This is a genomic window from Psychrobacter immobilis (assembly GCF_904846225.1).
Taxonomy (GTDB): domain Bacteria; phylum Pseudomonadota; class Gammaproteobacteria; order Pseudomonadales; family Moraxellaceae; genus Psychrobacter; species Psychrobacter immobilis_F.
On the sequence record NZ_CAJGZJ010000003.1, the window covers coordinates 30,599 to 56,092 of the forward strand.

21 protein-coding genes are annotated in these 25,494 nt (G+C 42.2%); 14 read left to right on the forward strand and 7 right to left on the reverse strand.

The features are described 5' to 3' along the window. The first annotated feature begins 136 nt into the window (after positions 1-136). Entirely contained in the window at positions 137-907 is a 771-nt protein-coding gene (locus JMX48_RS03070; RefSeq protein ID WP_201534190.1) for a hypothetical protein, read from the forward strand. A gap of 77 nt (positions 908-984) precedes the next feature. On the opposite strand, the gene JMX48_RS03075 is transcribed toward JMX48_RS03070, so the two are convergent. From JMX48_RS03075 to glpK, 4 genes are all read right to left on the reverse strand, one after another. Next, the gene (locus tag JMX48_RS03075; RefSeq protein ID WP_201534192.1) at positions 985-1,677 is read right to left on the reverse strand and encodes a TetR/AcrR family transcriptional regulator; all 693 of its coding nucleotides are present in this window, start codon (positions 1,675-1,677) and stop codon (positions 985-987) included. Positions 1,678-1,914: 237 nt separating this feature from the next. Beyond that, a complete protein-coding gene (locus tag JMX48_RS03080; RefSeq protein ID WP_201534194.1) occupies positions 1,915-2,943 on the reverse strand; it encodes an endonuclease/exonuclease/phosphatase family protein in 1,029 nt (342 codons plus the stop codon). 243 nt (positions 2,944-3,186) lie between these two features. Continuing rightward, positions 3,187-3,702, reverse strand: a complete 516-nt coding sequence (locus JMX48_RS03085) for a hypothetical protein (RefSeq protein WP_201534622.1) — start codon at positions 3,700-3,702, stop codon at positions 3,187-3,189. A gap of 439 nt (positions 3,703-4,141) precedes the next feature. Then, the gene (gene glpK, locus JMX48_RS03090) at positions 4,142-5,734 is read right to left on the reverse strand and encodes a glycerol kinase GlpK (protein WP_201534196.1); all 1,593 of its coding nucleotides are present in this window, start codon (positions 5,732-5,734) and stop codon (positions 4,142-4,144) included. A 564-nt stretch (positions 5,735-6,298) separates the two neighbouring features. On the opposite strand from glpK, the gene JMX48_RS03095 reads away from it, so the two are divergent. The 5 genes from JMX48_RS03095 to JMX48_RS03115 all read left to right on the forward strand — a co-directional run bounded on the left by JMX48_RS03095 (position 6,299) and on the right by JMX48_RS03115 (position 12,764). Beyond that, a complete protein-coding gene (locus tag JMX48_RS03095) occupies positions 6,299-7,966 on the forward strand; it encodes a TolC family protein (RefSeq protein ID WP_201534198.1) in 1,668 nt (555 codons plus the stop codon). A gap of 107 nt (positions 7,967-8,073) precedes the next feature. After that, complete coding sequence (locus tag JMX48_RS03100; protein WP_201534201.1) at positions 8,074-8,937, forward strand: YihY/virulence factor BrkB family protein; 864 nt, start codon at positions 8,074-8,076, stop codon at positions 8,935-8,937. A 48-nt stretch (positions 8,938-8,985) separates the two neighbouring features. Beyond that, on the forward strand, positions 8,986-10,200 hold the full coding sequence (locus JMX48_RS03105) for an HlyD family secretion protein (protein WP_201534204.1): 1,215 nt from the start codon (positions 8,986-8,988) through the stop codon (positions 10,198-10,200). Positions 10,201-10,203: 3 nt separating this feature from the next. Further along, positions 10,204-11,556: an ABC transporter permease gene (locus JMX48_RS03110; protein WP_201534207.1), complete on the forward strand. Its 1,353-nt coding sequence runs from the start codon at positions 10,204-10,206 to the stop codon at positions 11,554-11,556. Then, on the forward strand, positions 11,556-12,764 hold the full coding sequence (locus JMX48_RS03115; protein ID WP_201534210.1) for an ABC transporter permease: 1,209 nt from the start codon (positions 11,556-11,558) through the stop codon (positions 12,762-12,764). Before JMX48_RS03110 ends, JMX48_RS03115 begins: the two co-directional genes overlap by 1 nt. Positions 12,765-13,070: 306 nt before the next feature. Here the strand turns inward: JMX48_RS03115 and sthA are convergent, their stop codons facing one another. The 3 genes from sthA to JMX48_RS03130 form a co-directional block, all read right to left on the reverse strand. Further along, on the reverse strand, positions 13,071-14,720 hold the full coding sequence (sthA, locus tag JMX48_RS03120; RefSeq protein WP_227687873.1) for a Si-specific NAD(P)(+) transhydrogenase: 1,650 nt from the start codon (positions 14,718-14,720) through the stop codon (positions 13,071-13,073). A gap of 90 nt (positions 14,721-14,810) precedes the next feature. Continuing rightward, positions 14,811-15,215: a DUF4377 domain-containing protein gene (locus tag JMX48_RS03125; RefSeq protein WP_201534212.1), complete on the reverse strand. Its 405-nt coding sequence runs from the start codon at positions 15,213-15,215 to the stop codon at positions 14,811-14,813. Positions 15,216-15,309: 94 nt separating this feature from the next. Beyond that, positions 15,310-16,206 carry a pyruvate, water dikinase regulatory protein gene (locus tag JMX48_RS03130; protein ID WP_227687874.1) on the reverse strand — a complete coding sequence of 299 codons (897 nt, stop codon included), beginning with the start codon at positions 16,204-16,206 and terminating at the stop codon, positions 15,310-15,312. A gap of 646 nt (positions 16,207-16,852) precedes the next feature. On the opposite strand from JMX48_RS03130, the gene ppsA reads away from it, so the two are divergent. From ppsA to JMX48_RS03170, 8 genes are all read left to right on the forward strand, one after another. Beyond that, the gene (ppsA, locus tag JMX48_RS03135) at positions 16,853-19,237 is read left to right on the forward strand and encodes a phosphoenolpyruvate synthase (protein WP_201534214.1); all 2,385 of its coding nucleotides are present in this window, start codon (positions 16,853-16,855) and stop codon (positions 19,235-19,237) included. A 156-nt stretch (positions 19,238-19,393) separates the two neighbouring features. Next, on the forward strand, positions 19,394-20,377 hold the full coding sequence (locus JMX48_RS03140) for an RDD family protein (RefSeq protein WP_413786344.1): 984 nt from the start codon (positions 19,394-19,396) through the stop codon (positions 20,375-20,377). A gap of 284 nt (positions 20,378-20,661) precedes the next feature. Further along, entirely contained in the window at positions 20,662-21,066 is a 405-nt protein-coding gene (gene rpsF, locus JMX48_RS03145) for a 30S ribosomal protein S6 (RefSeq protein WP_201534218.1), read from the forward strand. A 16-nt stretch (positions 21,067-21,082) separates the two neighbouring features. Beyond that, positions 21,083-21,313, forward strand: a complete 231-nt coding sequence (gene rpsR, locus JMX48_RS03150) for a 30S ribosomal protein S18 (protein WP_010198808.1) — start codon at positions 21,083-21,085, stop codon at positions 21,311-21,313. Positions 21,314-21,333: 20 nt separating this feature from the next. Beyond that, positions 21,334-21,846 (forward strand): 50S ribosomal protein L9, encoded by a 513-nt coding sequence (gene rplI / locus JMX48_RS03155; protein ID WP_201534220.1) that lies wholly within the window; start codon positions 21,334-21,336, stop codon positions 21,844-21,846. A 411-nt stretch (positions 21,847-22,257) separates the two neighbouring features. Further along, positions 22,258-22,497, forward strand: a complete 240-nt coding sequence (locus JMX48_RS03160; RefSeq protein WP_201534222.1) for a hypothetical protein — start codon at positions 22,258-22,260, stop codon at positions 22,495-22,497. Between the two features lie 281 nt (positions 22,498-22,778). Further along, positions 22,779-24,137, forward strand: coding sequence for a GntP family permease (locus JMX48_RS03165; RefSeq protein WP_201534225.1), 1,359 nt, complete (start codon positions 22,779-22,781; stop codon positions 24,135-24,137). 43 nt (positions 24,138-24,180) lie between these two features. Continuing rightward, positions 24,181-25,317, forward strand: a complete 1,137-nt coding sequence (locus JMX48_RS03170; RefSeq protein ID WP_201534228.1) for a glycerate kinase — start codon at positions 24,181-24,183, stop codon at positions 25,315-25,317. The last annotated feature ends 177 nt before the right edge of the window (positions 25,318-25,494 follow it).

Here is a 25,494-nt window from a genome sequence, read left to right on the forward strand (position 1 = left end):
ATTGATAGAAGCAGTACCGTAGCGTTTTTAGGGCATTTTGACTGTATCGCTTGGTACGACAGACACATTTCAATAAATCATCATATTCAACGCCATCATATTAACCTTCATCTGCTTAATACAAGGTTTTTACCTCATGTCTCATTCTATTCTCAAAGCAGGTATTTATAAACAATCTGCTTCTACCTTGTTATCAGCCGTTTTTTTACTGACATCAACGCTACTCACACCTGCTTTTGCTAAAAGCAACGATATAGCGCAAATGACAAATGTAAAGAATGACACTTATCACTGTGCTGACTCTCAAGCATTGTCTCACCGCTCAAAAAATCAACGCACGATGACGTGCATGCTGACACATTTACAAGATTATCAGCAAAAAAACATGACTGCTCGTCAACAATATTTTGCCTATAAAGCCCAAGCTTGGCTGAACTATGCCATTCATAAAGAAAGTATGAATAGTCGCTCCTCTACGAGTTTATATGCCGCAAAAAATGCAGAAACTATCTTGGTAGCATTAAAAAATGGTACAGAGCAAGATCTGACTCTTATTCAAGATATACCATCAGACTCTGCTCTAATGCGGCCTGATCTATGGGCGACCTTGAGTGCGCTTAAGGATAGTAATGGTATAGAATCGGCACCACGTGAGATTGCCTTTAGCGAGGTTGCTCTCATTTGGGCAGCGACTAACCAGTGTGAACGTGGTCGGTATGAATCTGGTATTCATTTTCGCATGGCAGATCGCTGGCTTGAACAAGCGCGCGAAGCTTACGTCAATGCGCATGATTCGCAGACCAACGTCAATTTAGAACAGTTAATCGTCCGCTACTACGAGCAATACGCTCCTTTAAGTGCAAGCGACGATGTTTGTCACGGGCAAGTATTAATGCGAAATCTTTGAACGCTTTAAAAAACCAATAAAAAATCCGACATTATATGTCGGATTTTTATTGGCTACACGCTTGTAAGAAATCTAAATTAACGATTTTTACGTGGCAGCTTCTCTGGTAAATAACAACGTAAATAAGCGATGAAGGCGGTATTCGCTTCTTGAATATAGTCATTAGTGATACTTTGATGACGGCGATAAGACAAGGTGAATATAGCGTTAACAATACTATAAGCAACTAACAAAGTGTCTTGAACGTCTTCAAAGTTTGGCATCTCATAGCGCTCTGACAAACGTTTGTAGACCAAGTCAACAATCTGATGGTCCATATCTTCCCCAAAGCTATCACCTTCAAAGTCAGGTGTATTGGTATCATAAATGAGCTTTGCTTTGGTTTCGTCTTTATGGAATATCGTCACGCATTGGTCGATAAGCGCCGTTAAGTACCCCTGCCATCTGTCATAATTTCCGACATCAACTGTTTCTACCATCTCCAATATTTCAATAGCATTCAAAAAGCGTAATGCTAAAAATATTGCTTCGATGTTAGGGAAAAAGTGATAAGCAGAAGCTCTTGGGATGCCCGCCTCTTCGCAGACAGCAGCCAAGGTAATGTCATTAATAGGTTGTGTTTCACTTAACTTTTTGGCACCGGCCAAAAGTTTTTGACGACGCGCACGACCTTGTTGGCTGGTAAATTTAAACTTATTCGGTACCAGTTTTTTTGCCAGCTCAGAGTCTACTAACACATCTTCAATTTTTTCGTCTTTATTTTCGCTCATTATAAGTCTCTTATTATTACACCCTATTTTATAAAAACAATCTTCACTAGAGAGTACTCCTCCTAAACCGAAGGATTACTTCCTATTATCCAGTAGTGTAGAGTTGATACTAACGCTACTAAAATCCATGAAGAGGCATCATAAACGCTTATATACTATCAAGCAAGGGAGATAAATGGGTTAAAAATAACGTACCGATCAACACTTTAATAGCATTGATCATGCAATGTAATAAAACTAATCATTCAATTTAATTTTCGCTCTTATAATACCATGATCAATGACTCTATCTGCATAATCCCACTTTAAATGGTCATTAAAATAGTCGACACGTTCAACCCGACCGAGCGAAAACTTGCTATCAGGCAAAAACTCTTCTGACACAAACAATTGATCAATTACTTCTGGCATACCTTGATATATATGGGTATAGGCCACATCTTTCATCCAACCATAATGCGATTGTATACGAGCCGCGTCAAATAATGCGACGTCACGCATACTCTTATCATAGTTGATTTCACCAGTTTCAGTCATTAGTTGCGTGGTCACGCTACCAGTGACGTCATTCATATCACCTAACAAAATCAATGGTTCACGAGTATGGTGTAAGCGCTCAATAATAGACAGGCGTATAGATGCTGCTTCTGCGGCGCGCATACACAAACTGCGAAGTTTGGCACGGACTCGAATGTTTGGATCAGCCATGTCTTCTAGTAGATTGCCATTGTCATCACGCAAGAAAAAAGCGCGTTTGCTTTTTAGGTGAGCGGTAACAATCGTAATTGGCTGGCCATATGCATCAACACGTAGAACCAATGGCGGACGATTAAAACGCTGATAAGCACCAATATCAGGGATATCAATCACAGCGCTTGGCACAATATCTTCCAATAAACTGGTTTCTAATTGCTCAAAGCGACTAATAATCCCGACAGCAGGCGTACCCTGTGCTCCCATCCCTTGCGTATACGGACTCGCACTATCATTGCTGGCCAACGGCACCACAACCTGCTCAGCCTTGAATCCTAACGATACAGCAAGTGCTTCAAGCGACTCGCTGTCCCATACTTCTTGTACTGCAATGATATCAGCATGTGCCTTTGCTAATAAATCAGTAATGCCATGCAGTTTATGCTCATATTCATGCTGACTGTAAGCAGGCGCATTTTTATAATAAATACGATTCGGATTAGCAAAGTTGAGTAAATTGGCAGTCGCAATATAAAACTGTTTTTGACTGCTGCTATTAACATTACTAGTCATAGATAACCTATTATTATTTTTGACGATCGATTGTATTCTAGAAGTTAAATATACAGCAAAAAGCTCCCAAAGGCATCTTTGGAAGCTTTAAAATAGCATAAATATGGTCTATTTTATCTAGTAACAAGACAATATCTACAATCAAAATAATTCTAGTGATAAGACAGTAATATTTTGTATTATTAAATTACCTAAAATACATTAATCATTATCTCTGCTTAATTATTTTGAGACGAATCCTCATTACGATAAACGGTTCCATGCATCAGCAGATGCTCTACGTGCCTCATTCCATTCCATCCGTGATTCACCTTTCACTTCATGCCAAGAACGCTCTAGTTCTGCTTCATGATCTTCAAAACGTGCATCAGCAGGATAGCGTGCGCGATTGGCGTAACCTACCGCATAGGCAGGATGTAGATCTCGATCGAAGTCATGACCTTCTTTATAGTAATCAGCATTTGCATGCTGTGCGCGCCAATAGGCTTCTTCACGTGTTGGGTCAATAGCTTCCGCTGCTGCATGTCCTGCGCCGCCGCCAACGATTGCGCCAATAGCGCCACCAATTAAAGTCCCTAATGGACCTGCCATCGTACCGATAGCGGCACCTGCTGCTGCCCCGCCTAAACCACCGATACCAGTACCTACTGGATGCGAACCTGGTTCACCTGTGATAATATCAGCATTTAGATCTTTTTTTGTCTCTTTAGACATATGCTTTACATCATTGCGATCAATAGCATCATGGTCATTAATCATGTTGTCATCATCGTGTCTAACCACTCTATTGCCATCAATTATCTCATTATTACCCGTTACTCGGCGTTCGTTATCGTCAATAATGCGCTCTCTATCGCCTACTTCAAGATAATCGTCAGCAATTATACGGTCTTTAGGATCTGTAATACGGCCATCGTTATTCATAATATTATCCTTAAATTATTGTTATATATTGGAATTGCTTAAAGCCAGTTAATTAGCCAATCAAATAGCTAAATAATTGGAAGTGTTGCTTAATTCATCTAAAGTATAAGAATTTATCGGTAAGGACAGATAGACCGATTATGTAAGCTGTGTCCGAATTACGATTATCTTGCGTTACAACCTGTATCTTTCTGAAAATTTTGTGAGATAGGCGGATACTTTAGGTAATTTTTAATTGAGTTATCATAATATTCAGGCGAATTTTCTCCAGCTTTTATGTCGTTCTCAGCGCTCTATCAATGGCTCGTTGCCACTTATCAAGGTGCTTTTCACGCCTATCAGCAGACATCGTAGGTTCAAAAATTCGATCAACTTGCCATGAGGATTGTAGGGTTGTTTCATCGTATAGACCTGACTTTAAACCAGCAAGTAACGCGGCTCCCTTTGCAGTGACTTCGGTATCTCTCGGACGCAGTACTGGCACATTGAGCAAGTCTGCTTGAAACTGCATCAGTAAATCGTTGTTCGCCGCACCGCCATCTACTCTTAATTCTGTGAGTGGATGAGGGCTGTCTTTTTGCATAGCGATTAGTACGTCATAAGTCTGGTAAGCAACGGCCTCTAAAGCTGCTCGGGCAATATGCGCTTTGGTCGTACCACGGCTCATTCCTGTAATACTCGCGCTGATATCCGAGCGCCAATAAGGCGCGCCAAGCCCTGTGAATGCAGGCAACAATACCACCTCGCCACTATCATCGACTTGCCGTGCTAAATCCTCGACTTCACCGCTTTGTTGAATCATACCCAAATTATCACGCAGCCATTGGACAATGGCGCCTGCCATAAACACACTGCCCTCCAAAGCATAAGTCACTTCTTTTTTGGGTGGCTGTAGCATGCGTCGGCCTGACTGTACAATTTTATCAAACGATAGGTTTTCTGGACGAGACGATACCGACTTTCTTTGCCAAGCGATGGTAGTCAGTAGTTTGTGCTCACTGAGCTTGGGTTCTTTACCGATATTCATTAGCATAAAACAACCCGTACCATAAGTGTTTTTTGCCATGCCCACATCAAGGCAACCTTGGCCAAAAAGCGATGCCTGCTGGTCGCCTAATACCGCATGAATCGGGATTTGTTTGGCAAACAGCCCTTTTTTGGTTTTACCAAAGTCACCATCGGACGGTAAAACTTTGGGTAAGATATTCATGGGTATCGCAAAACGCTCACACAGCGCCTCTGACCACGCCATTTTATGAATGTCATACAATAAGGTGCGAGATGCATTGGTCACATCAATCACATGCTCGCCGCCTGTCAAATTGTATATGAGCCAACTGTCTATCGTACCAAAAGCGATTTCCCCTTTATCGATACGCGCCCGCCATTTAGGGTTATGCTCTAGCAACCAAGCTATTTTGCTCGCGCTAAAATACGGATCCAAGCGTAATCCTGTGATACGCTGCACTTCGCTTGCCATGTCATCCTGCTTGCCATTGGCTAGACTGCTGGCACGCTCCATAGCAAATTTTTTACAGTAGCTCGCGGTACGTCTGTCTTGCCAAATGATTGCAGGAGCTAAGGGCTTGCCTGTTTGCTTATCCCAAACGACAATAGACTCACGCTGATTGGTAATCGCAATACTGGTGACATCGGTGGCGAGTAGCCCTGCCTGATTAATAACATCATGCGCACAACTGATCTGCGTCTGCCAAATTTGTCTGGCGTCTTGTTCGACAAAATCAGCTTGGGGCGTTTTTAGCGTCGTCGGCTGTTGTGCCATTTTTATCGGACGAGCACGATCATCGTACAATATCGCTCGACTCGACGTTGTGCCTTGGTCTAAAGCCAAAATATATCCTGCCATCACTCACATCCCATCTTATGTCATTTGCGTTTCATAACCATCTATTTATGAATAGCGCCCTAAGTCTTTTTTATCTGCTGATTGAGATTGCACTTCATTTGTTCATCTAAGCATCTAAAACGATTACTGCGAACAATGGTATCTCTCAATAATATAAACCATATATAATACTGAAATATAGCACAGGTCACTATTATCTATGGTTTATAAACGGTGTCATAGGTAATCCATCAAACCTAAGAATCTTTAATCATCATAGCGCTTCGCACTTGATAACCGTCTATTATTGATTAATAGTGGATACTATCATCTGTCTTATATCGGAACGCATAACATAAAATTACCGCTCATTCAATGCAAAACAAGCAAATACTGAGTATTGACCCGTCACCTTTGTGGTACTACAGTGTACGCCTTATTACTAGTAACAAAATTCTAGTTCTTGTTAATCATCTATAATATTGCTCTCGCATAACGAGCTATAACGGTTATTATTTTTGATACTTTTAACGCTAGATGCTGCTCTAAAAACCCTTGCTTTCCAATTAATGGCTTATGTGAATTATGAAACTTGCTTTATCGACGCGGTCTACTGCTGTGATGACGGTTACACTCATGGCTTTAACGACGTCTACGCACGCTCAAGAAAATAATAGCGAATTGCAAAATGACATAACGCCTGTCGCCGTGACGCAAATTATTGATGCAGATAATCAGAGTAACGCTCAAAATGAGAGAACAACTGCTGCCGACAATATTAAACAAGATAACCTTCATAACCCTCAGCAGCAGACTGGTTTGACGACGCTTATCGATCCTATCACTCATAAAAGCATTAATAACAGTTATCCATTAGAAGTGTCTAGCCTGTTAAGCCTTGAGCAAGCTCAAAATATCTTGTTGAAAGTTTCTCCAAAAATTGCTGCCAATCAAGCAGCGATTGCCGCCAGTGAATATCAAACCGATGCGCTCAAGACCATAGATTACCCTTTGGTGTTCGCACAAGTATCAGCCAACGCCTACAATGTAGATGCAGATATTGATTTATCGACGATCAAAAATGGGATTATTAATGATGTGAATGGTAGTGCTGGCAACATTGTGCCGTCTATTCCCCCGCTACCCGAGTTACCAAATTTTGGTGAATTGATTGGTGAGCGTATCCCTGATTCATACGAATTAAAGCGTTCAGGTTCAACGACTGGTGCAGGTCTTGGTGTGGTATGGCCAATCTATACCGCTGGACGCACAGCCGCATTAACAGGTGCTTCCAATGCCCGTACTCAAGAAGCCGTAGCAAACAGTTTATTGGATACAAACGAGCTTTATAATACTTTAATTGAGCGGTACTTTAAGGCACAACTGGCCATCATTGCCGCCTACTTACGTGAAGATGCATATGATACGTTGCAGCAGACCGACCACATGGCACAGCGGCTTTTTGAAGAAGGTTTTATCTCGCGTGTTGATCGCCTAGAAGCACAATCTGCACTTGCCGATGCAAAAAGCGAATCGGTAAATGCAAATAATGATGCGCGTCTTGCTATGATGGCTTTACAGCGTTTATTGCGTACCGATTACCGTATCAAACCCACGACGCCTTTATTTGTCTCGAGCCGCCCTTTACCCGATGTAAATTACTTTCAGAATTTAGCACTCAGCAATCATCCGGGCTTACAAAAAGTCGCTGCCAAACGTGCACAGGCTGAGCAGCTACATGCGCTATCAGATACAGGCTACAAGCCTACTGTTATGCTATATGGTTATGGACAAGTCGAAAAAGATCCCAGTTGGGTAGCGGGTGTTTCTGCCAGCTGGAAACTGTGGGGCGGCCTCGATAAAACCGCACTACTGGCCTCGAGTAATGCCAAAATACGCCAAGCCGATTTGTCTGAAATTGAAGTCAGCGACAATCTATTATTATTGGTCGAAAAAAACTGGCACGATGTCAATAACGCTCAATCACGTTATCAGGCCCTGCAAAGTAATGTAGATTTGGCCGCTGAGGTCTTGCGTTTACGTCAATTGGGACTACAAGAGGGCTTGAATACGCCTATCGATGTGGTGCAAGCACAGACACAGTCTCTCAAGGCGCGTACCGAACAAGCTCAAGCGGCAAATAGCTATGTACAATCACTGGCAGCTCTGATGCAAAGCTGCGGTACGCCCCTCGCTTTCAACGCTTACCTCAATGCTGCCGACATTCGATTGCCAACTTTGTATACTAAATAATGATTTTATATTAAAAATCATTGGGTAGGTTGACGAGCATTTGTAGTGATTATCATGTAGCTGCTAATAACCATATTATTACTAATACTATTGTGAATAAACGTTTTATGAAAAAAATGACTTTTAAATTGGCAAATTGGCTACCTTCCTTAATAGACACGTGGCGTATCGCCAATCGCTCTAATATTTGGGCGCATTGTGCCAGCGTGGGATTTTTTGGTTTTCTATCTATTTTTCCCGTAATGGCCGTATTTGTGCTGCTTTATGGTCTCGCATTTTCACCTGTTCAAATGCAAGAACAGATCTCACTCTTACAGTCTTTTATACCCGATACTGTCTATGAAGTTCTTAATTCACGCTTAAGCGAACTGCTTTCTAATACCGCATCCGCACTGACCTTTAGCCTTATTGTATCGACCTTGCTCGCCCTTTATGCAGGCTCTAAAGGTATAAAATCTCTAATCATTCTTATTAATCTCGCCTTTCATATCACCCAAGAGCGCAGCTTCATACAGGGTACGATTCGGGCGCTTGGTTTAACCTTTGGGGCGGTAGTGGTATTGATAATAGCAATCTCCTCTATCGCTATCATTCCTTTAGGGGCGACTTATCTCCCGCTTCCTCAAGTCGCTAAGACGATTGCGCTTTGGAGCCGGTGGCCGATATTGGCTGGTATCATATTCTTAAGCTTTTTAAGCCTATATCGCCTAGCGCCAAACCGTGACGCTATCGCACTGAAAAAACTAATACCAGGAGCCGCTCTGGCGACCATTCTTTGGATTGTATTGTCTGTGCTGTTTTCGATTTATGTACAAAACTTTAATAACTACAGTGCTGAGTTTGGCGCGCTTTCCTCTGCTGTGGTCATCATGCTATGGCTTTATTATTCGGCATTTATCATCGCCCTTGGCGCTATTTTTAATTCTGAAACCATAGAAAATGCCAAACCTTATGCGGTTCGTATGTATTAGTCATAAACCTTTTACTTTTAACTTTGTTGCTCTAGGAATCTCACTGTCATGACTGAATCTACAAACGGGTCAGACGACTCACGCAAATTAAACGACTCAGACCCATCAATGTCATCAAATAGCAGTCAAAATGAGCGAACCCCCGTTGAGCCTATCATCGACAGTATAGAGACGGAACAAAAGCAAGAACAAGCAGTGCCTAACTATAAGCGCGAGCCAGCAAAAGCGAATAAATCCGCCATCATAAAAAAGGGAATGATCGCATTATTGGTTCTGATCGTATTGGCTGTGATTGCTTATGGTCTCTATAAAAGTAATCAAGATAGCGAGCCTAAAGTCGTTACCTTACAAGGTCAGATGCAAATGCAGCAAACGTCCATCGCCGCAAAAGTATCAGGGCGTATTGCTCAAATTTTAGTGACAGAAGGTGATGCAGTGACAGTCGGTCAGCAGCTGATTGAAATGGACTCACCAGAAATTAACGCCAAAATCAGTCAAGCGCGTGCTGGCAAGCAAATGGCACAAAGTCAATTAGATAAAGCCGAAAACGGCGCTCGCCCGCAAGAGATCGCTCAAGCAAAAGCGGCATGGCAAGCCAATAAAGCCGCCTCTGATTTGGCAGAAAACACATATCAGCGTGTCAATCGTCTTTATGAAGAAGGGCTTATGGCACGGCAAAAGCGCGACGAGGCGTATGCGCAATATCTGGCCACTCAAGATCAAACTGAAGCGGCTCGCTTGCAATACAATTTGGCGATGGAAGGGACGCGCAGTGAAGATAAGTCAGCTGCCACAGCACAAGTCGCACAGGTCGATGCTCAAGTGGAAGAAGCACTAGTAGCAAAAGAAGAAGCCAATTTAAAGAGTCCTATCGCTGGTATCGTTGACAATGTCATTGTCAGTGCTGGTGAAGTTATCGGTCAAGGCGTTCCTCTTTTGACGTTGGTCAATACGAATGACCAATGGGTAGTGCTTAACGTCACTGAATCATATTTGAATCAATTTGCTATTGGTCAGCAGTTTACTGGTACGATTCCAGCGCTGTCATCAGCCAATAAACCTTATACCAAGACGTTTACCGTCTATGCCACGTCAACGCTGTCTGACTTTGCGACTTGGCGTTCAACCAATAATGATGATGGCTTCGATGTACGTACTTTTGAGGTAAAAGCGCGACCGACCAATCCTGACGCACGTATTCGCTCGGGTATGAGCGTCATTGTCCGTATTGATCCCACTATTGTTCCTCAGACCCAAGAGTAAGCCATGCGCCTGACCAAGCTAAGTACGGCTTTTGTACGTAGTGCTGCCTATGAGCGACGATTTTTAGCCAATAATACTTGGGATTTTAGCATGGTCGTTTGGATACCGTTGATGACGGTATTGACAGTTTGGTGGATATTTTCACAAACTCAGGTGACAGATTTGCCCATTGGCGTCATAGATCAAGACAATAGCCCTTCTGCCAACACTGCTGTGCGTTACTTAGACGCCAGCCCTACTCTGAAAGTAAGACAGCTTTATTACTCAGAAGCCGAGGCAGAAGCCGCAATCTTACAACGTGATATTTATGCTGTCGTCATTATTCCTAATGATTTTTCTCGCAATATTTTATCTGGCAAGCCAGCGCCATTGATTTTGCAAGTGAACGCTCAGTACGGTACGCATTCAGGCATTATTCAAACCAGCGTACAGGCCGTCGCTGGTACGTTGTCAGCAGGCGTTGAGATACAGCGTTTGGTCAAAAAAGGCATGGCACCGTCACAAGCCGCGATTGCTTACTCGCCGATTAAAATACAACGTATCAGCTTATTCAATGCGGCAACCAACTATCAACAGTTTTTAGCATCAACCGTCATTCCTGCCTTGTTGCACATTTTGGCAATGGTCATCGGTGCAACGACGATTGGCCGTGAGCTGCGTGATAAAAATCTTGGTCATTGGTATCGTTTTATCAGTACTGATGATCCTAGTTTACCGACGCACAGTGAATCCAACTCAGTATTAAAAACCGAAAACAGCTCAGTATTAAAAATGGACAACAATTTAATATTAGAGACGGACAACAGCCATGCCTTGAATGGTAAAAATAAAGTGATGAGTAAAGCGGTCGAACCCGTCAGTATTTTAGTCTTATTATTTGGGTTATTGGGCAAATATTTTTGGCCGATATTGGCCTATAGTATCTGGGCGATGTTGGCGTTATGGCTCGCCACGCCTCAAGAGTCCGTTGCCATAAGCTCACTCGTCATCACTTATATCGGCTTAGTACTACTGATAATGCTATCGTTTTGGCTCGGTGCAATCTTTACCTTAGGCTCATTTTCATTACGTATGGGCTTGTCTTCTACTGCCTTTATTTCTGCGCCTTCTTATGCTTTTGCTGGTGTCACTTTCCCTTATATCGCCATTAGTGACAGCGCCAAACATTGGTCAGATGCCTTGCCACTCACTCATTATCTAAAGTTGCATATTGCACAATTACAGATGCAAGCGCCTGTTGCCGTATCATTGCCAATTGTTTATGGGCTGACGCTTGCGACAACGCTTGCGATGATGTTGACTGCCTTGTTGACTAAACGCGCGCTGGCGCATCCTGAACGTTGGGGAGCACGCTAATGTCATTATCCTCAAAAAACAATTCATCTACCAAAACGGCTGATTCAAATTCAAAAGAAAACGTATCGTCACAAACTGTTTTTGGCGGTTTTTTACAGACCATTAAAGACATCTTTTCTGATAAAGGTGTGCTCTTATTATTGATAATTGCCCCCATCATTTATGGATTTTTTTATCCTTGGCCTTATTCAACGGAAGTGGTCAATCATGTGCCCGTTGGCATTATTGACGAAGACAATAGCAATCTATCACGGACGATTGCTCGTTATGCGAGTGCCAGCCCGCAGTTAGATACCAAGCTTTTTCTCAATGAGCAAGCGGCTAAAGAAGCCATTTGGTCAGATGAAATTGCGGGCTATATGGTTATCCCAAGTGGGCTTGAGCAGCAAGTATTGTCTGGAAAGGCAGCGAGCGTCAGTGTTCTTGGCAACGGCGGTTATTTTTTATTAAATAAAAACGTACAAATGGGATTTTTAAAAGCCGTCAGTACGGTATCCGCAGGTATTGAGATCAAAAAAAACGTGGCTCAAGGCGCCTATTCAGCGACCGCAGCAGCCAATACCCAAGCGGTGCCATTAAAGATTGTTCCTTTGTATAATAAAACAGAAGGTTATGGCGCTTATGTCGTGCCAGCGGTGTCTATTCTCATTTTGCAACAGACGCTTTTGATGTCGACAGCCATGCTGATTGGTACTTGGTATGAGCAACGTCGTCATAGAACGAGTATCCGCGGCTGGCTTGGTCGTATTGGTGCGCTTAGTATGTTTGGTTTTATAACTGGCTGCTTTTATTATGGCTGGGCGTTTGAGCTGCATCACTATTCTCGTGGACAAAACATGCTCGGTAGCCTACTGTTTCTATTATTATTTTGTCCCACAGTGGCGACGCTCGGCTGTGTGCTTGGACTTTGGTTTCGTCAGCGTGAACGCAGTATGCAAATTTTGATTTTTAGCTCATTGCCGATGTTCTTTATCAGTGGCTATCCTTGGCCCGCCGATCAACTTCCACAGCTCATCCAAATCATCCGCTGGCTCATACCGACGACGCCTGCCATCAATACATCCGTCCAGCTTAACCAAATGGGCGCCAGTGTCTCACAAGTTGCAGTTGGATTTTATGCATTGGCAGGATTGTTGGCTTTTTACTTCGCTCTGCTTATGTTAATACGCTGGCATCACTCCACAAAACAAAATAAAGCATTGTTATAAAGAAGAGTCCATTCACTATAAAAAAAATACAGTAGTGCTAGGATAAGTTTTCGCAGCCTCTGTCAGCAACGACACAGCAAGCAAGAAAAAATTATCCGAGCACTACTTTATAATGAGTGTGCTTGTTTTATTGGAGATCAACTATATAGAGGATTTTAGTCAGCTGAATATAAAAGAAGCGCCGCTATAAGCGAACTATGCTGATAGAAATCTGATCAATAAAAAGCAAACCAAAAAAAGCACCTGCTAATATGGCAGACGCTTTTGATGTTGCTTAAAAGTGCTACAGCTTGAAAGTGCTACGACTTAAAAGATTCGATTCAAACCATTTAATGCAGCAACGCGATAAGCTTCCGCCATCGTTGGATAGTTAAAGGTCGTATTGACAAAGTACTCAAGCGTATTGTTGCTCTTACACTTCATCACCGCTTGCCCAATGTGAATAATCTCTGACGCGTGATTACCGTAACAATGAATACCCAATATCTCTAAAGTCTCACGGTGGAATAATATTTTCAGTACGCCGCTACGCTCACCGATGATTTGGGCGCGTGCAAGGTGTTTAAAGAATGCTTGTCCCACTTCATAAGGCACTTTTTCATCCGTCAGCTCTTGCTCTGTTTTACCAATACAGGAAACTTCAGGAATCGTATAAATACCGGTCGGTACACTAGATACTGGCTCAGCATTGCTATCACCAACCATAAAGGCGGCAGCACAGCGCCCTTGGTCATAAGCGGCAGAAGCCAGCGATGGCCAACCGATAACATCACCAGCCGCATAAATATTTTCGATCTCAGTGCGATACGAATCGTCAACTTTTAGTTGGCCACGGCTGTTTGCCTTGAGACCAATGGCTTCTAAATTCAGACCTTCGGTATTACCTGAGCGTCCATTTGACCAAAGAATCGCATCAGATTTGATTTTTTTACCACTCTTGAGATGCAAAACCACATAATCGTCGTGAGTTTCTAAATAATCGATCTCTTCGTTACTACGAATAAGCACACCAAATTGTCTAAAATCATGAGCAATGGCATCACTGATTTCGCTGTCTAGATAGCTGAGTAGCTGATCTTGGTTATTAATTAAATCTACTTTATAACCAAGGCCTGTAAAGATAGACGCATACTCGCAACCAATGACTCCAGCACCATAAATAATGATTTTTTTGACAATATAATCCATTTGTAGAATTTTATCAGAGTCAAAAACACGCGGATGATTAAAATCTAGAATGTCAGGACGGTATGGGCGGCTACCGACCGTCACAATGGCTTTATTAAAGGTAATGGTTTCAAAAACATTTTCATCGACTTCAATACGCAAAGTATGAGTATCAACAAAGCTTGCCCAACCGTGGATAACTTCAATACGGTTTCGCTCATAAAAACGTGTATGGGTACTGACTTGACGGCGTATCACTTGGCGGGCATTAGCCAGTACGCTATTGAGTGGTACTTGATGAGAATCCATGGCTTTGGTAAACAACGGATCACGGCGAAAGTTAATCAAGTTAAATACTGATTGGCGTAATGCTTTACTCGGAATTGTCCCTACATGTGTACAGTTACCACCAACTTGATCACGCGGATCAATGACGACCACTCTTTTGCCAGATTTACTCATCTTCATGGCAGCTGCTTCACCAGCAGGGCCTGCGCCTAAGATAACCGCATCATATTCGTATTCGTGATCATCGCTTTTTAGACGTTTTGAGTCTTTAGCAAAACCAGATTTGATATCGATCCGCGTATCATCGAGCGGGTTAATGAGATCAGGATGATGCATGACATCATCAGTGACTTGCTCGTGGGTTTGTTCAATCCTTTGTTTTTTATTCTGGCCTTCAGTGTGCTCAGGATTAGGCACGCGACCGCTTGCTTTATTTGATACTTCAGTATGAATATCTTCACCGATATCATTCGTCGCATCGCTTGATTTTTTACTTACCATCATGTCCTCTTTATCTTTACTGATTTAATATTTAGACTATGAATGAACCCATACATAGGTGGGTCAGGGTCATCATATCAAGCTCAAGTACTAAGGCATGCTTACCATACGTTGTGACACTATGTTTTGCAATGTCCAATACCCTGTAGGGCTTTGCTTGGCTTCATCAATCTGTGGTCGCGCACTAATCACATACTCTGTGCCAAGGCTTGGTTTAAAGTCATCAATCCAATCATAAGGAACTTGAAACACGCTACCATCTTTATTTGATTTGGCCAGCAAGCACTGCATTGGCAATGCTGAGGCACAAGCAACACGATTTGGCATAATCGTTAGCGTTTGCGCTTCGCCCAATACGATGGTTGGAATATAGCGTGGCTCAGGCACAGGATCACGCGAAAAAGGCGATGTCTGACAGGCACTAAGTAAAGTCGCCATACTTAATAAGCTGGCCAATAATAAAGGAGTCTTACTCGACTTATAAGATGCACTCATAATTTTCTCTATGTGATAATGACATTATAGTGAATGACGTGTATTAATAATTATATTTATGTTTAAAGCTATCGTTTTTGGAACGAACACATTATCAACCAATGCGGCGCTTAAGACCTGTCTTTTGCAAGATACGAGTGGCGATTTCTTCAACGGACATCTCAGACACATCTAAGCTTGGAATACCGTGAGTAATATAAATTCCTTGTATCGCACGCTGCTCTTGCTGACATTGCTGATAGCTAGAATAACGACTGCCCGCGCGGCGTTCTTGGCGAATTTTCACCAAGCGATCAGTATCAATCAGCAAACCAAACAGTTTGTCTTTATGGTCGCGTAATGATTTTGGTAATTGATTGTCATACAAATCATCTTCGGTCAAAGGATAGTTGGCTGCCCGAATACCAAACTGTAATGCAAGATATAATGAAGTCGGCGTTTTACCCGAACGTGAGACACCAATGAGAATAATGTCTGCCGCATCATAATGACGAGTACGCGCGCCATCGTCATTATCTAACGCAAAATGAACCGCATCGATACGTTCTTTATACGTCTCAGAGTCTACATCATCGTGTGCATGACCTGAATGTCCATCTGGCTCCACACCCGTCTCTTCGGCAACACGTCCGATCAAGCCTTCGTACATATCTAGATTACAACTTTGAGCAGAATTGATTTTTTCACGAATCTCAGGGTTAACAATAGTATCAAACACCAAGGGCAAAAAACCGTCTCGTTGATAAGCCATATTGATTTGCTCAACCGCATCTTCAGCGCGCTCCAAGCTATCGACATATGGCAAAACGCGGGTCTCAAACGGTACTGAAGCAAATTGACTTAAAATAGCCCGTCCCAGCGTCTCTGCGGTAATCGCTGTGCCATCTGAGATAAAAAATGCGGTTCTAACACCTTGTGAGCTTTCTAAGTTTAGCGCGTGGCGATTTTGAATAGTGGATCTAACTTGTTCATCTGGATTGCTTGAGTACATAACTTTGGCACCTTGATTGAAAGCACGATAGTAATCTTCATTTAGCGTTTGGTTTTTATCTATTTTTTAGCGGAGTTCGCCCTTAATTTGGTGCTTTATATAAGTACCAATATTGCAAACCACATAAGTACTGATATTGCATTCTTATATAATGACAAATTTTAGTATTTATGTCCTGCATTATACGCATAATAGCGCCTTAATAGAAATCGATGTTACAGGTGTCCCTCTAGAAACCAACACTGTTTTTAGTCTTGTTCACCTAATTGACTGAGTTTGTTATGAGGTTTTATCACTCCTATTCAGTTAGTATTGTCAGACCTATATAAAGGTATGAATCATAAGGGCATACTTATTCGGTCTTTCCCCTATTTTAATCACCTTATTTATAAGCATAGTCACTGATAAATTCGATGGTATTAGCTTTTAATGACATTTTATGAGCGTTATAAGATATTTTATGAGCGTTATAAATAGGCATTCTAAAAATATAAAACGGAGTCTACGGCTATTAACTATGTGTCAAACCCTACAATTTGTATCTTTTTAACAAATTTTTTGGTTCAACCCCTCGAAATTGTCAGAATATAGCGGTATAATTTACCATTATAATCTTTACTAAATAACCTTATTTTCTGGAGTTATCATGGCAGCGCAATCTACAGCACTTGTAATCAATCTTGATCAGCTAGGAAAAGACGACATTGAAATGGTCGGTGGTAAGAATGCTTCTCTTGGCGAGATGATTAGCCATCTTTCTGATTTAGGCGTTAGTGTTCCAGGTGGTTTTGCTACCACGTCAAACGCGTTCAACCGTTTTTTGACAGAAACAGGTTTACTTGACAAAATCAACGACGAGCTAAAAACATTAGACGTGAATGATGTCAACAAGCTTGCTGCCACTGGTAAAAAAATCCGTACGTGGATTATTGAACAAGAGCTGCCAAAAGATCTTGAGCAAGAAGTACGTCAATCGTTTGAAACGATGAGTGGCGGCGATGATATCGCGGTTGCTGTTCGCTCTTCTGCCACTGCCGAAGATTTGCCAGATGCGTCATTTGCTGGTCAGCAAGAGACATTCTTGAACATTCGCGGTATTGATAACGTTCTAATTGCGATTAAAGAAGTATTTGCTTCTTTATATAACGACCGTGCTATCTCTTATCGTGTTCACAAAGGCTTTGAGCACGAAGGCGTTGCCTTATCTGCTGCTGTACAGCGCATGGTACGCTCAGAAACTGGCGCAGCGGGCGTGATGTTCACCCTAGATACCGAAAGTGGTTTTGATCAAGTGGTATTCATTACATCAAGCTACGGTCTAGGAGAAATGGTCGTTCAAGGTGCTGTGAATCCAGATGAATTTTACATCTCAAAAAGATTGCTCGCCAATGGTAAGCCCGCGGTTATTCGCCGTAACCTAGGCAGCAAGCATAAGAAAATGATCTATGGTGATGAAGGCAGCACGACCAAATCAGTAAAAACAGTCGATGTCGAAAAACAAGATCGCATGCAGTTCTCATTGTCTACTGAAGAGCTGACCTCTTTAGCCAAACAAGCGGTAACGATTGAAAAGCATTATGGCCAAGCGATGGACATCGAGTGGGCAAAAGACGGCGATACCAATGAAATCTTCATTGTTCAAGCCCGTCCAGAAACAGTTAAAAGCCGCCAAGACAGCAATGTCATGGAACGTTATATCATCGACACCACCAACGCTAAAATATTGTGCGAAGGTCGCTCAATCGGTCAACGTATCGGTTCAGGTAAAGTCCGTATCGTTAGCAATCTAAACGAGATGGATAAAGTACAAGAAGGCGACGTATTGGTATCAGATATGACTGATCCTGATTGGGAACCAGTTATGAAGCGTGCTTCTGCCATTATTACCAATCGCGGCGGTCGTACTTGTCACGCGGCGATTATCGCTCGTGAGCTAGGCGTACCAGCCATCGTTGGTTGTGGTAATGCCACTGAATTATTGGTTGATGGTCAAGACGTCACGGCTTCTTGTGCTGAAGGTGATACTGGCTTTATTTATGAGAGTCAAATTGATTTTGAAGTGCAGACCAATTCTGTAGAATCTATGCCAGAGCTTGCATTCAAAATTATGATGAACGTTGGTAACCCAGATCGTGCATTCTCATTCACCCAAATGCCTAACGAAGGTATTGGTCTTGCGCGTCTTGAATTTATTATCAACCGTATGATTGGTGTGCATCCAAAAGCTTTACTCAACATGAATAGCTTACCACGTGAAATAGCACAAGCCATTCAAGAGCGTATTGCAGGTTATGCCTCACCAGTTGACTTCTACGTTGACAAATTGGTCGAAGGTATCTCAACCCTAGCGGTCGCTTTCATGGATCAACCCGTTATCGTTCGTATGTCAGATTTCAAATCAAACGAATATGCTAACTTGCTCGGCGGTAAGTTATATGAGCCGTCAGAAGAAAACCCAATGCTTGGTTTCCGTGGTGCTAGCCGCTATGTTTCTGACAACTTCCGTGATTGCTTTGAGCTTGAGTGTAAAGCGCTAAAGCGTGTACGTGACGAGATGGGCTTGACCAATGTCGAAATCATGATTCCATTTGTACGTACGGTGGGTGAAGCCAAAGAAGTCATCGAACTCCTTGGCAAGAACGGCCTAAAACGTGGTGAGAACGGCCTACGTGTCATCATGATGTGTGAGCTACCAACCAATGCGCTACTAGCAGAAGAGTTCCTAGAACACTTCGATGGTTTCTCAATCGGCTCTAACGATTTAACTCAGTTAACGCTTGGCCTAGACCGTGACTCAGGTATCGTCTCACATCTATTTGATGAGCGTGACCCTGCTGTTAAGAAGCTCTTGTCTATGGCAATCGACGCTTGCCGCAAGCAAAACAAATACGTCGGCATCTGTGGTCAAGGCCCTTCAGATCATCCAGATCTTGCTTATTGGCTCATGGAGCAAGGCATCGATTCAGTGTCATTGAACCCTGACTCAGTACTTGATACTTGGTTCTTCTTAGCTGGTGAAGAAACAAAATAAGCCATAATGTTAAGTCACAGCAGCAATTCACACAGTCGTTAGAGAAGCAATTATTAGGGTCTATTTGATGGTATTATCAGTTTAAGACATCAAATAGATCCCAAATGCTATTTTTTAAAATAACGACTTAAGATATGACTAACTATGCAGGCAATTATGCAGATTTTCCTTGCTCGAAATAACGTACAAGCAGGTCCATATAGTTTGGAGCAGCTTAATATCATGTTGGCATCTAGTGAAGTTTCACTGGATGATTTGATTTGGCACGAAGGCTTAGATCAATGGCAACGCTTGGGTCATTTAACCAACAATCAGACTGTTTATAGCCCAGCGATTATTAGCAGCCCTGAGGTTAATGATTCTATCATTAACAATGTCACGGTCTTTCCTGACGAACAAGACAACAATGACCCAAATAGCAAGTCGGTATCGCTAGATCGATTGTATGGCAAACCTGAGCGCTCAAAAGACACGGGTAAAAACGTGAAAGGTGACATGACAACCAATCGTCATCAAACCCCTCATAACAATGTATCCTTGAATAAGTCTAGCATCAATAAGGCTGCCAATAGCAAAGACAAAACCGTTGGCAATGTGGTACTTGCGCCTATCATGTCGCGAGTATTGGCGACTGCGATTAATGGTCTATTGTATTTATTGGCCATTTTTCCGCTAGTGATGGCATTGACTAAAATGGATGTGGATTATAGTAAATTCCAAAATATCCAAAATATGGACGTCGCCTATCAATACTCGATGAAGCTGATGGAAAGCCTTCCTAGCAGCACGTTGATGATGTCACAAGTCATGGTTTTTGGTTTATTTGCACTGCAACTGATCTTTATTACGTTACGAGGTCAGTCATTAGGTAAACTGCTTACGGGTATTCGTGTTGTGGATCAAACCACTCATCGTCTGCCCTCGTTTACCAAACTGATCGGTGTGCGTACTTTACTGATTTTTATTATCTATAATTTATTATTTTCGTTCACTAGTATTTTAGGCTTTGTCATTGTTGCTATTCATTATTATATGGCTTCAAAAAGCCCTGAAAATATTGGCTGGCATGACAAATTGGCTAAGACTTTGGTAGTGAAAGCTGATAACAGTCAATTGATAAAAGAGCCTAAAGTAAAATAGGCATATTTTTTACTTTTGAGGTTTTATTAAAATAAATTCTTAGATGATAATAAAAAAGCAGCGTTTCAGCGTTGCTTTTTTATTGCATATAAAATTACTACTTTTATGTTTTATTCACGGTGCCTCAGCGATTAACCTTTGTGTTAATGGTTAAGTACTGTTATAATACGGCGCTTTATAAACTAAGCTTATCCTTTGTTATATTAACTGAGAATTAGGCTTACCTTATAAATCTCCTTGCTATTAACATAGGGTTAATAGCTACTAATCCGTAAGGAGTCATAATGCGACATTACGAACTGGTGTTACTTGTACACCCAGACCAAAGCGACCAAGTGGTTGGCATGGTCGAGCGCTACATTAAGTTAGTGCAAGACAACAACGGTGTTATTCATCGTTTAGAAGATTGGGGCCGCCGTCAATTGGCTTACCCAATCAACAAGATTCACAAAGCCCATTACGTTCTTTTCAATATTGAAACTGACGGTGAGACTTTGGCTGAACTTGAAGAATTATTCCGTTATAACGACGCGATCATTCGTAGTCTAGTTATGCGCCGTGACGAAGCTGTCACTGAAGAGTCGCAGTTAGCCAAGAATGCCGATGAAAAACGCGCACGCAAAGCAACTACTCGTCGTCCAGACAGTCGTGAAAACGATAATGACGACAACGACAACAGTGAAGACTAATTAAAGGAGAATACTCATGGCACGTTTCTATCGCCGTCGCAAATTCTGCCGTTTCACTGCTGAAGGCATCACTCACATCGATTATAAAGATGTTGAATTGCTAAAACAGTACATCAGTGATAATGGTAAAATCGTACCAAGCCGCATTACCGGTACGTCTACTAAATATCAGCGTCAACTAGCGACTGCTATCAAGCAAGCTCGTTATTTATCGCTACTTCCATACACTGATAACCATCAGGGTTAACCGTTAACTAGGAATGACTCATGCAAATTATTTTGTTACAGCGTATCGTCAACCTTGGTAAACTCGGTGAAACTGTCGATGTAAAACCAGGTTACGGACGTAACTTTCTTGTCCCACAGGGCAAAGCACTACCTGCAACTAAAGCTAACATTGAAAAGTTCGAAACACGTCGTGCCGAGCTTGAAGCTGAAGAAGCTAAAGAAGTTAGTGTTGCTAAAGAACGTGCTGAAGCATTAACTGATGTTAATGTCATCATGCGCGCTAAATCAGGTGATGAAGGCAAGCTATTTGGCTCTATCGGTACTCGCGATATCGCTGAAGCATTGACTAACTCAGGTCTAGAAGTTGACCGTGCTGAAATCAAGCTTCCTGAAGGCACTTTACGTCAAGTTGGCGAATACAATGTTGATATTCAGCTACACCATGACGTTACTGCTAGCATCTTAGTGACTATCCTATCTGAAGATGGTGATAACGAAGATCTAGCTGAAGAAGCAGTTGAAGACGAAAACGAAGACTATTCTGAAGAGTAATCTTTTGAACATCTAAGTTCAGTCTAAAAAAAGCCAGTAACGTCATGTTGCTGGCTTTTTTTATCGTTTATAGTCAGTGAAAAGTCAAATCGATACATTAATCGTCAGATACTACTGGTATAAACTTTCCTCGCTTGCTGTGTCGTTGCAGACAGAGGCTTCAAAACAATCATTCCAGCAGTACTGGCGCGTTTTTGTTGTTTTTTGACTATATGTTCAGAGAAATCCTTCCTAAATCAGTTATCTAGCCTTTATTCATATAATGATATATTATAGTAACTATCTGCAACAACTCAATTAAAAACATCATACCAAACAATAAGATAGTATCTATTATAATCTAATCCTATTTATTATCATGGGCAGAATTAAAACGCTGCTCTATATTATCTACTGAGAGGAGGCAATAATATGACTAACGCTAATGGGATATGCACCAACGATAAACTATTATGTATTCAAGGTAATGATTTCTACTCCGAAGGTGAAGTTTATACGGTAGGTAGGATTGTTAATGATAAATACTTTCAGCTTCTGACGAGTGGTAATGATGATCACTGGTATGCAACCTTAGACAATGAAGGCATTTATGTTAGTTTTGATTCTTTGACCGCCAAAGGTGATAAAGCTTGGTTTGATAAAATAGCGTAGCTGTCAGCTAAATGACAAATACTAATTCAAAACATACATTTAGTTTATGTATCAGCAAATACTATTTTCTAAAATTAATGGTCATTATAAATGGCCATTTTTTTAGCTCAAAATATAGCCAACTATACATTATGCATTCCTCTATCTAAGACGAATAGATTTCCTAGAGGCCTGTATTTACGATAGAATATGCCCCTTGAAAAATACATATCACTATTGATGCCAGCTAAATGACAGCTGCGTGAATAGTTAACTAAGATATCAACGATACAGAGGCAACAATGATCGTATTTTGGCTTGTGCTGACCATTCTTTTTATTATTTTTGCCACAGCAAAACTCAAGTGGCATCCTTTTTTAGTATTGATCTTGTCAGCTTTTTTGGTCGCATTATTTTACCAAGTACCGCTTGATACTGTCGCTAAGACGATCTCTGATGGCTTTGGTGGTATTTTAGGCTACATCGGTTTGGTGATTGTATTTGGTACTATTATAGGCTTGATTCTCGAAAAAACAGGTGCCGCCATTGTGATGGCAGAAACGGTCATCAAAATATTAGGGCCACGCTTCCCTACTTTGACCATGTCTATCGTTGGTGCCGTGGTATCAGTACCGGTGTTCTGTGACTCTGGTTATATCATTTTAAACTCTTTAAAAGAGTCGTTGGCTGAGCGTTTACAAGTATCAAGTGTGGCGATGAGTATTGCGCTAGCAACGGGTTTATATGCGACTCATACCTTTGTACCACCAACACCAGGCCCGATTGCAGCAGCGGGGAATTTGGGACTAGAGTCAAATTTAGGCTTGGTCATCATGGTTGGTGTGGTCGTAACGGCTGTTGCCGTATTGGCAGGCTGGTGGTGGTCAAATCGTTTTCTTAATGTGACGCCTGACAATATAGAGGCAACAGACGCACCAGCGGCGACTTTGCCTGAGAACATGAAAACTCGCGACGACTATAGCACTCTACCTTCAGCAACAATGGCGTTTTTACCCATCATTGTCCCTATCGTATTGATTTGCCTATCTTCCGTTGCCAACCTTCCAAGCGCGCCATTTGGTAGCGGTATGGTCACAGATATTATAATATTCATTGGTAACCCTCTCACTGCATTGCTCATTGGTTTATTTTTATCGTTTTTACTCATCAATACTGATCAAAAAACGCAGCAAATTAGTGACAGCATCGCACAAGGTTTAGTGGTAGCGGCTCCTATTCTATTGATCACTGGTGCTGGTGGCGCATTTGGTGCCATGCTAAAAGTCACCCCAATCGGCGATTATTTGGGTACGACTTTATCGGCGTTAGGAATGGGTATTTTTATGCCATTTATCGTGTCTGCAGCCCTAAAAACAGCACAAGGCTCGACCACGGTCGCCTTGGTCACGACATCTGCGATGATTGCTCCTTTATTAGATCAAATTGGTCTCGATAGCGAGCTTGGCCGCGTATTTTGTGTGATGGCTGTTGGTGCGGGCGCGATGACTGTCTCACATGCTAATGACAGCTTTTTTTGGATTGTCAGCCAGTTTAGCCGTATGAGTGTGGCACAGGCTTATAAAGCCCATTCAGTGGCGACTGGTATCCAAGGGGTGACCAGCATCATATTTATCTGGTTATTAACCTTAGTATTTATTTAAGATGTTTATTTAACGTATTAGCTGAAATATTCAAAGGAACTTCATGAAAATTCTCATCGCTCCCGACTCGTTCAAAGAAAGCTTAGAAGCATTGGATGTTTGCCATGCCATTCAGTCTGGATTTAGTCAGGTTTTCCCAAATGCTGACTATACGTTACTCCCTATGGCTGATGGCGGCGAAGGTACTTCTGCGGTGTTGTCTTATGTGTTGGGTGGACGCTGGAAAGAAGTGAGCGTACACGATCCATTGATGAGACCCATTACGGCAAAATACTTGTTATTACCTGATGCCACTGCGGTCATCGAAATCGCCCAAGCTTGCGGGTTGCATCTACTGACAGCAGCAGAGCGCAATCCTATTATTGCTAGCAGTTATGGTGTTGGCGAGCTTATTGCCGATGCTTTAGATGAAGGTGTCAAGCGCATCATTATCGGTTTAGGTGGTAGCGCCACCAATGACGCAGGTCTTGGTATGCTAATGGCGTTAGGCATGACGTTCTATGATGTGAACGACAGTCTACTCACTCACGGTGGTGGCGCACTTGCGAGCCTATACCGATTAGATAACACCAACCTTCATACAACAGTGTTAGACACAGTATTTGAAGTGGCTTGCGATGTGACCAATCCCCTATGTGGCCTTTTGGGTGCAAGCGCGGTCTTTGGTCCACAAAAAGGCGCCTGCCCACAAAAAGTCGCTGACTTAGACAAAGCGTTGAGTCACTTTGCCTCCATATGTGAACAACAGGGTTATAAAGAGTGTCAAGAAGTGGCGGGTGCTGGGGCTGCGGGCGGTCTTGGTTATGCGTTAATGACGTTTTTTCAAGCTCAATTGAAATCAGGTTTTGACACAGTGGCTGAGGCGGCTCAGTTATCACAGCATATCGCCGATGCTGATCTCGTTATTACTGGTGAAGGTAAACTTGACGCTCAAACCGCAATGGGTAAAGTCGCTGGCGGCATCAGCCTGCTCGCCAAAGCCACGCATACGCCAGTCATTGCTATTTGCGGTAGTGTAGATGGGCTAAAACCTGCTCAAACCACTCAATTCGACGTCGTAATGCCAAGCATTCAAAAAGTAGATTCTATCGACAAGGTGCTCAGCACTGCTTATGACAATATCGAAACCACGGCTGTCAATATCGCCGCTGCTATGCGATTGGGTCAAAGCATGAGATAAAAAACAGTCCTTTGGGGCATTTTTATCACCCTTGAGCTCCCCTTTATAACTCGCTATCTTTTGCAATATGATAGCCAAGACATCATCCAGTTTTTCTTTAGTTTTTATTAATACCTAGACCAATAGCACCTTCATAACGTGATGGTGCTATTTTTTATTGGTGAATATCTAAGATCA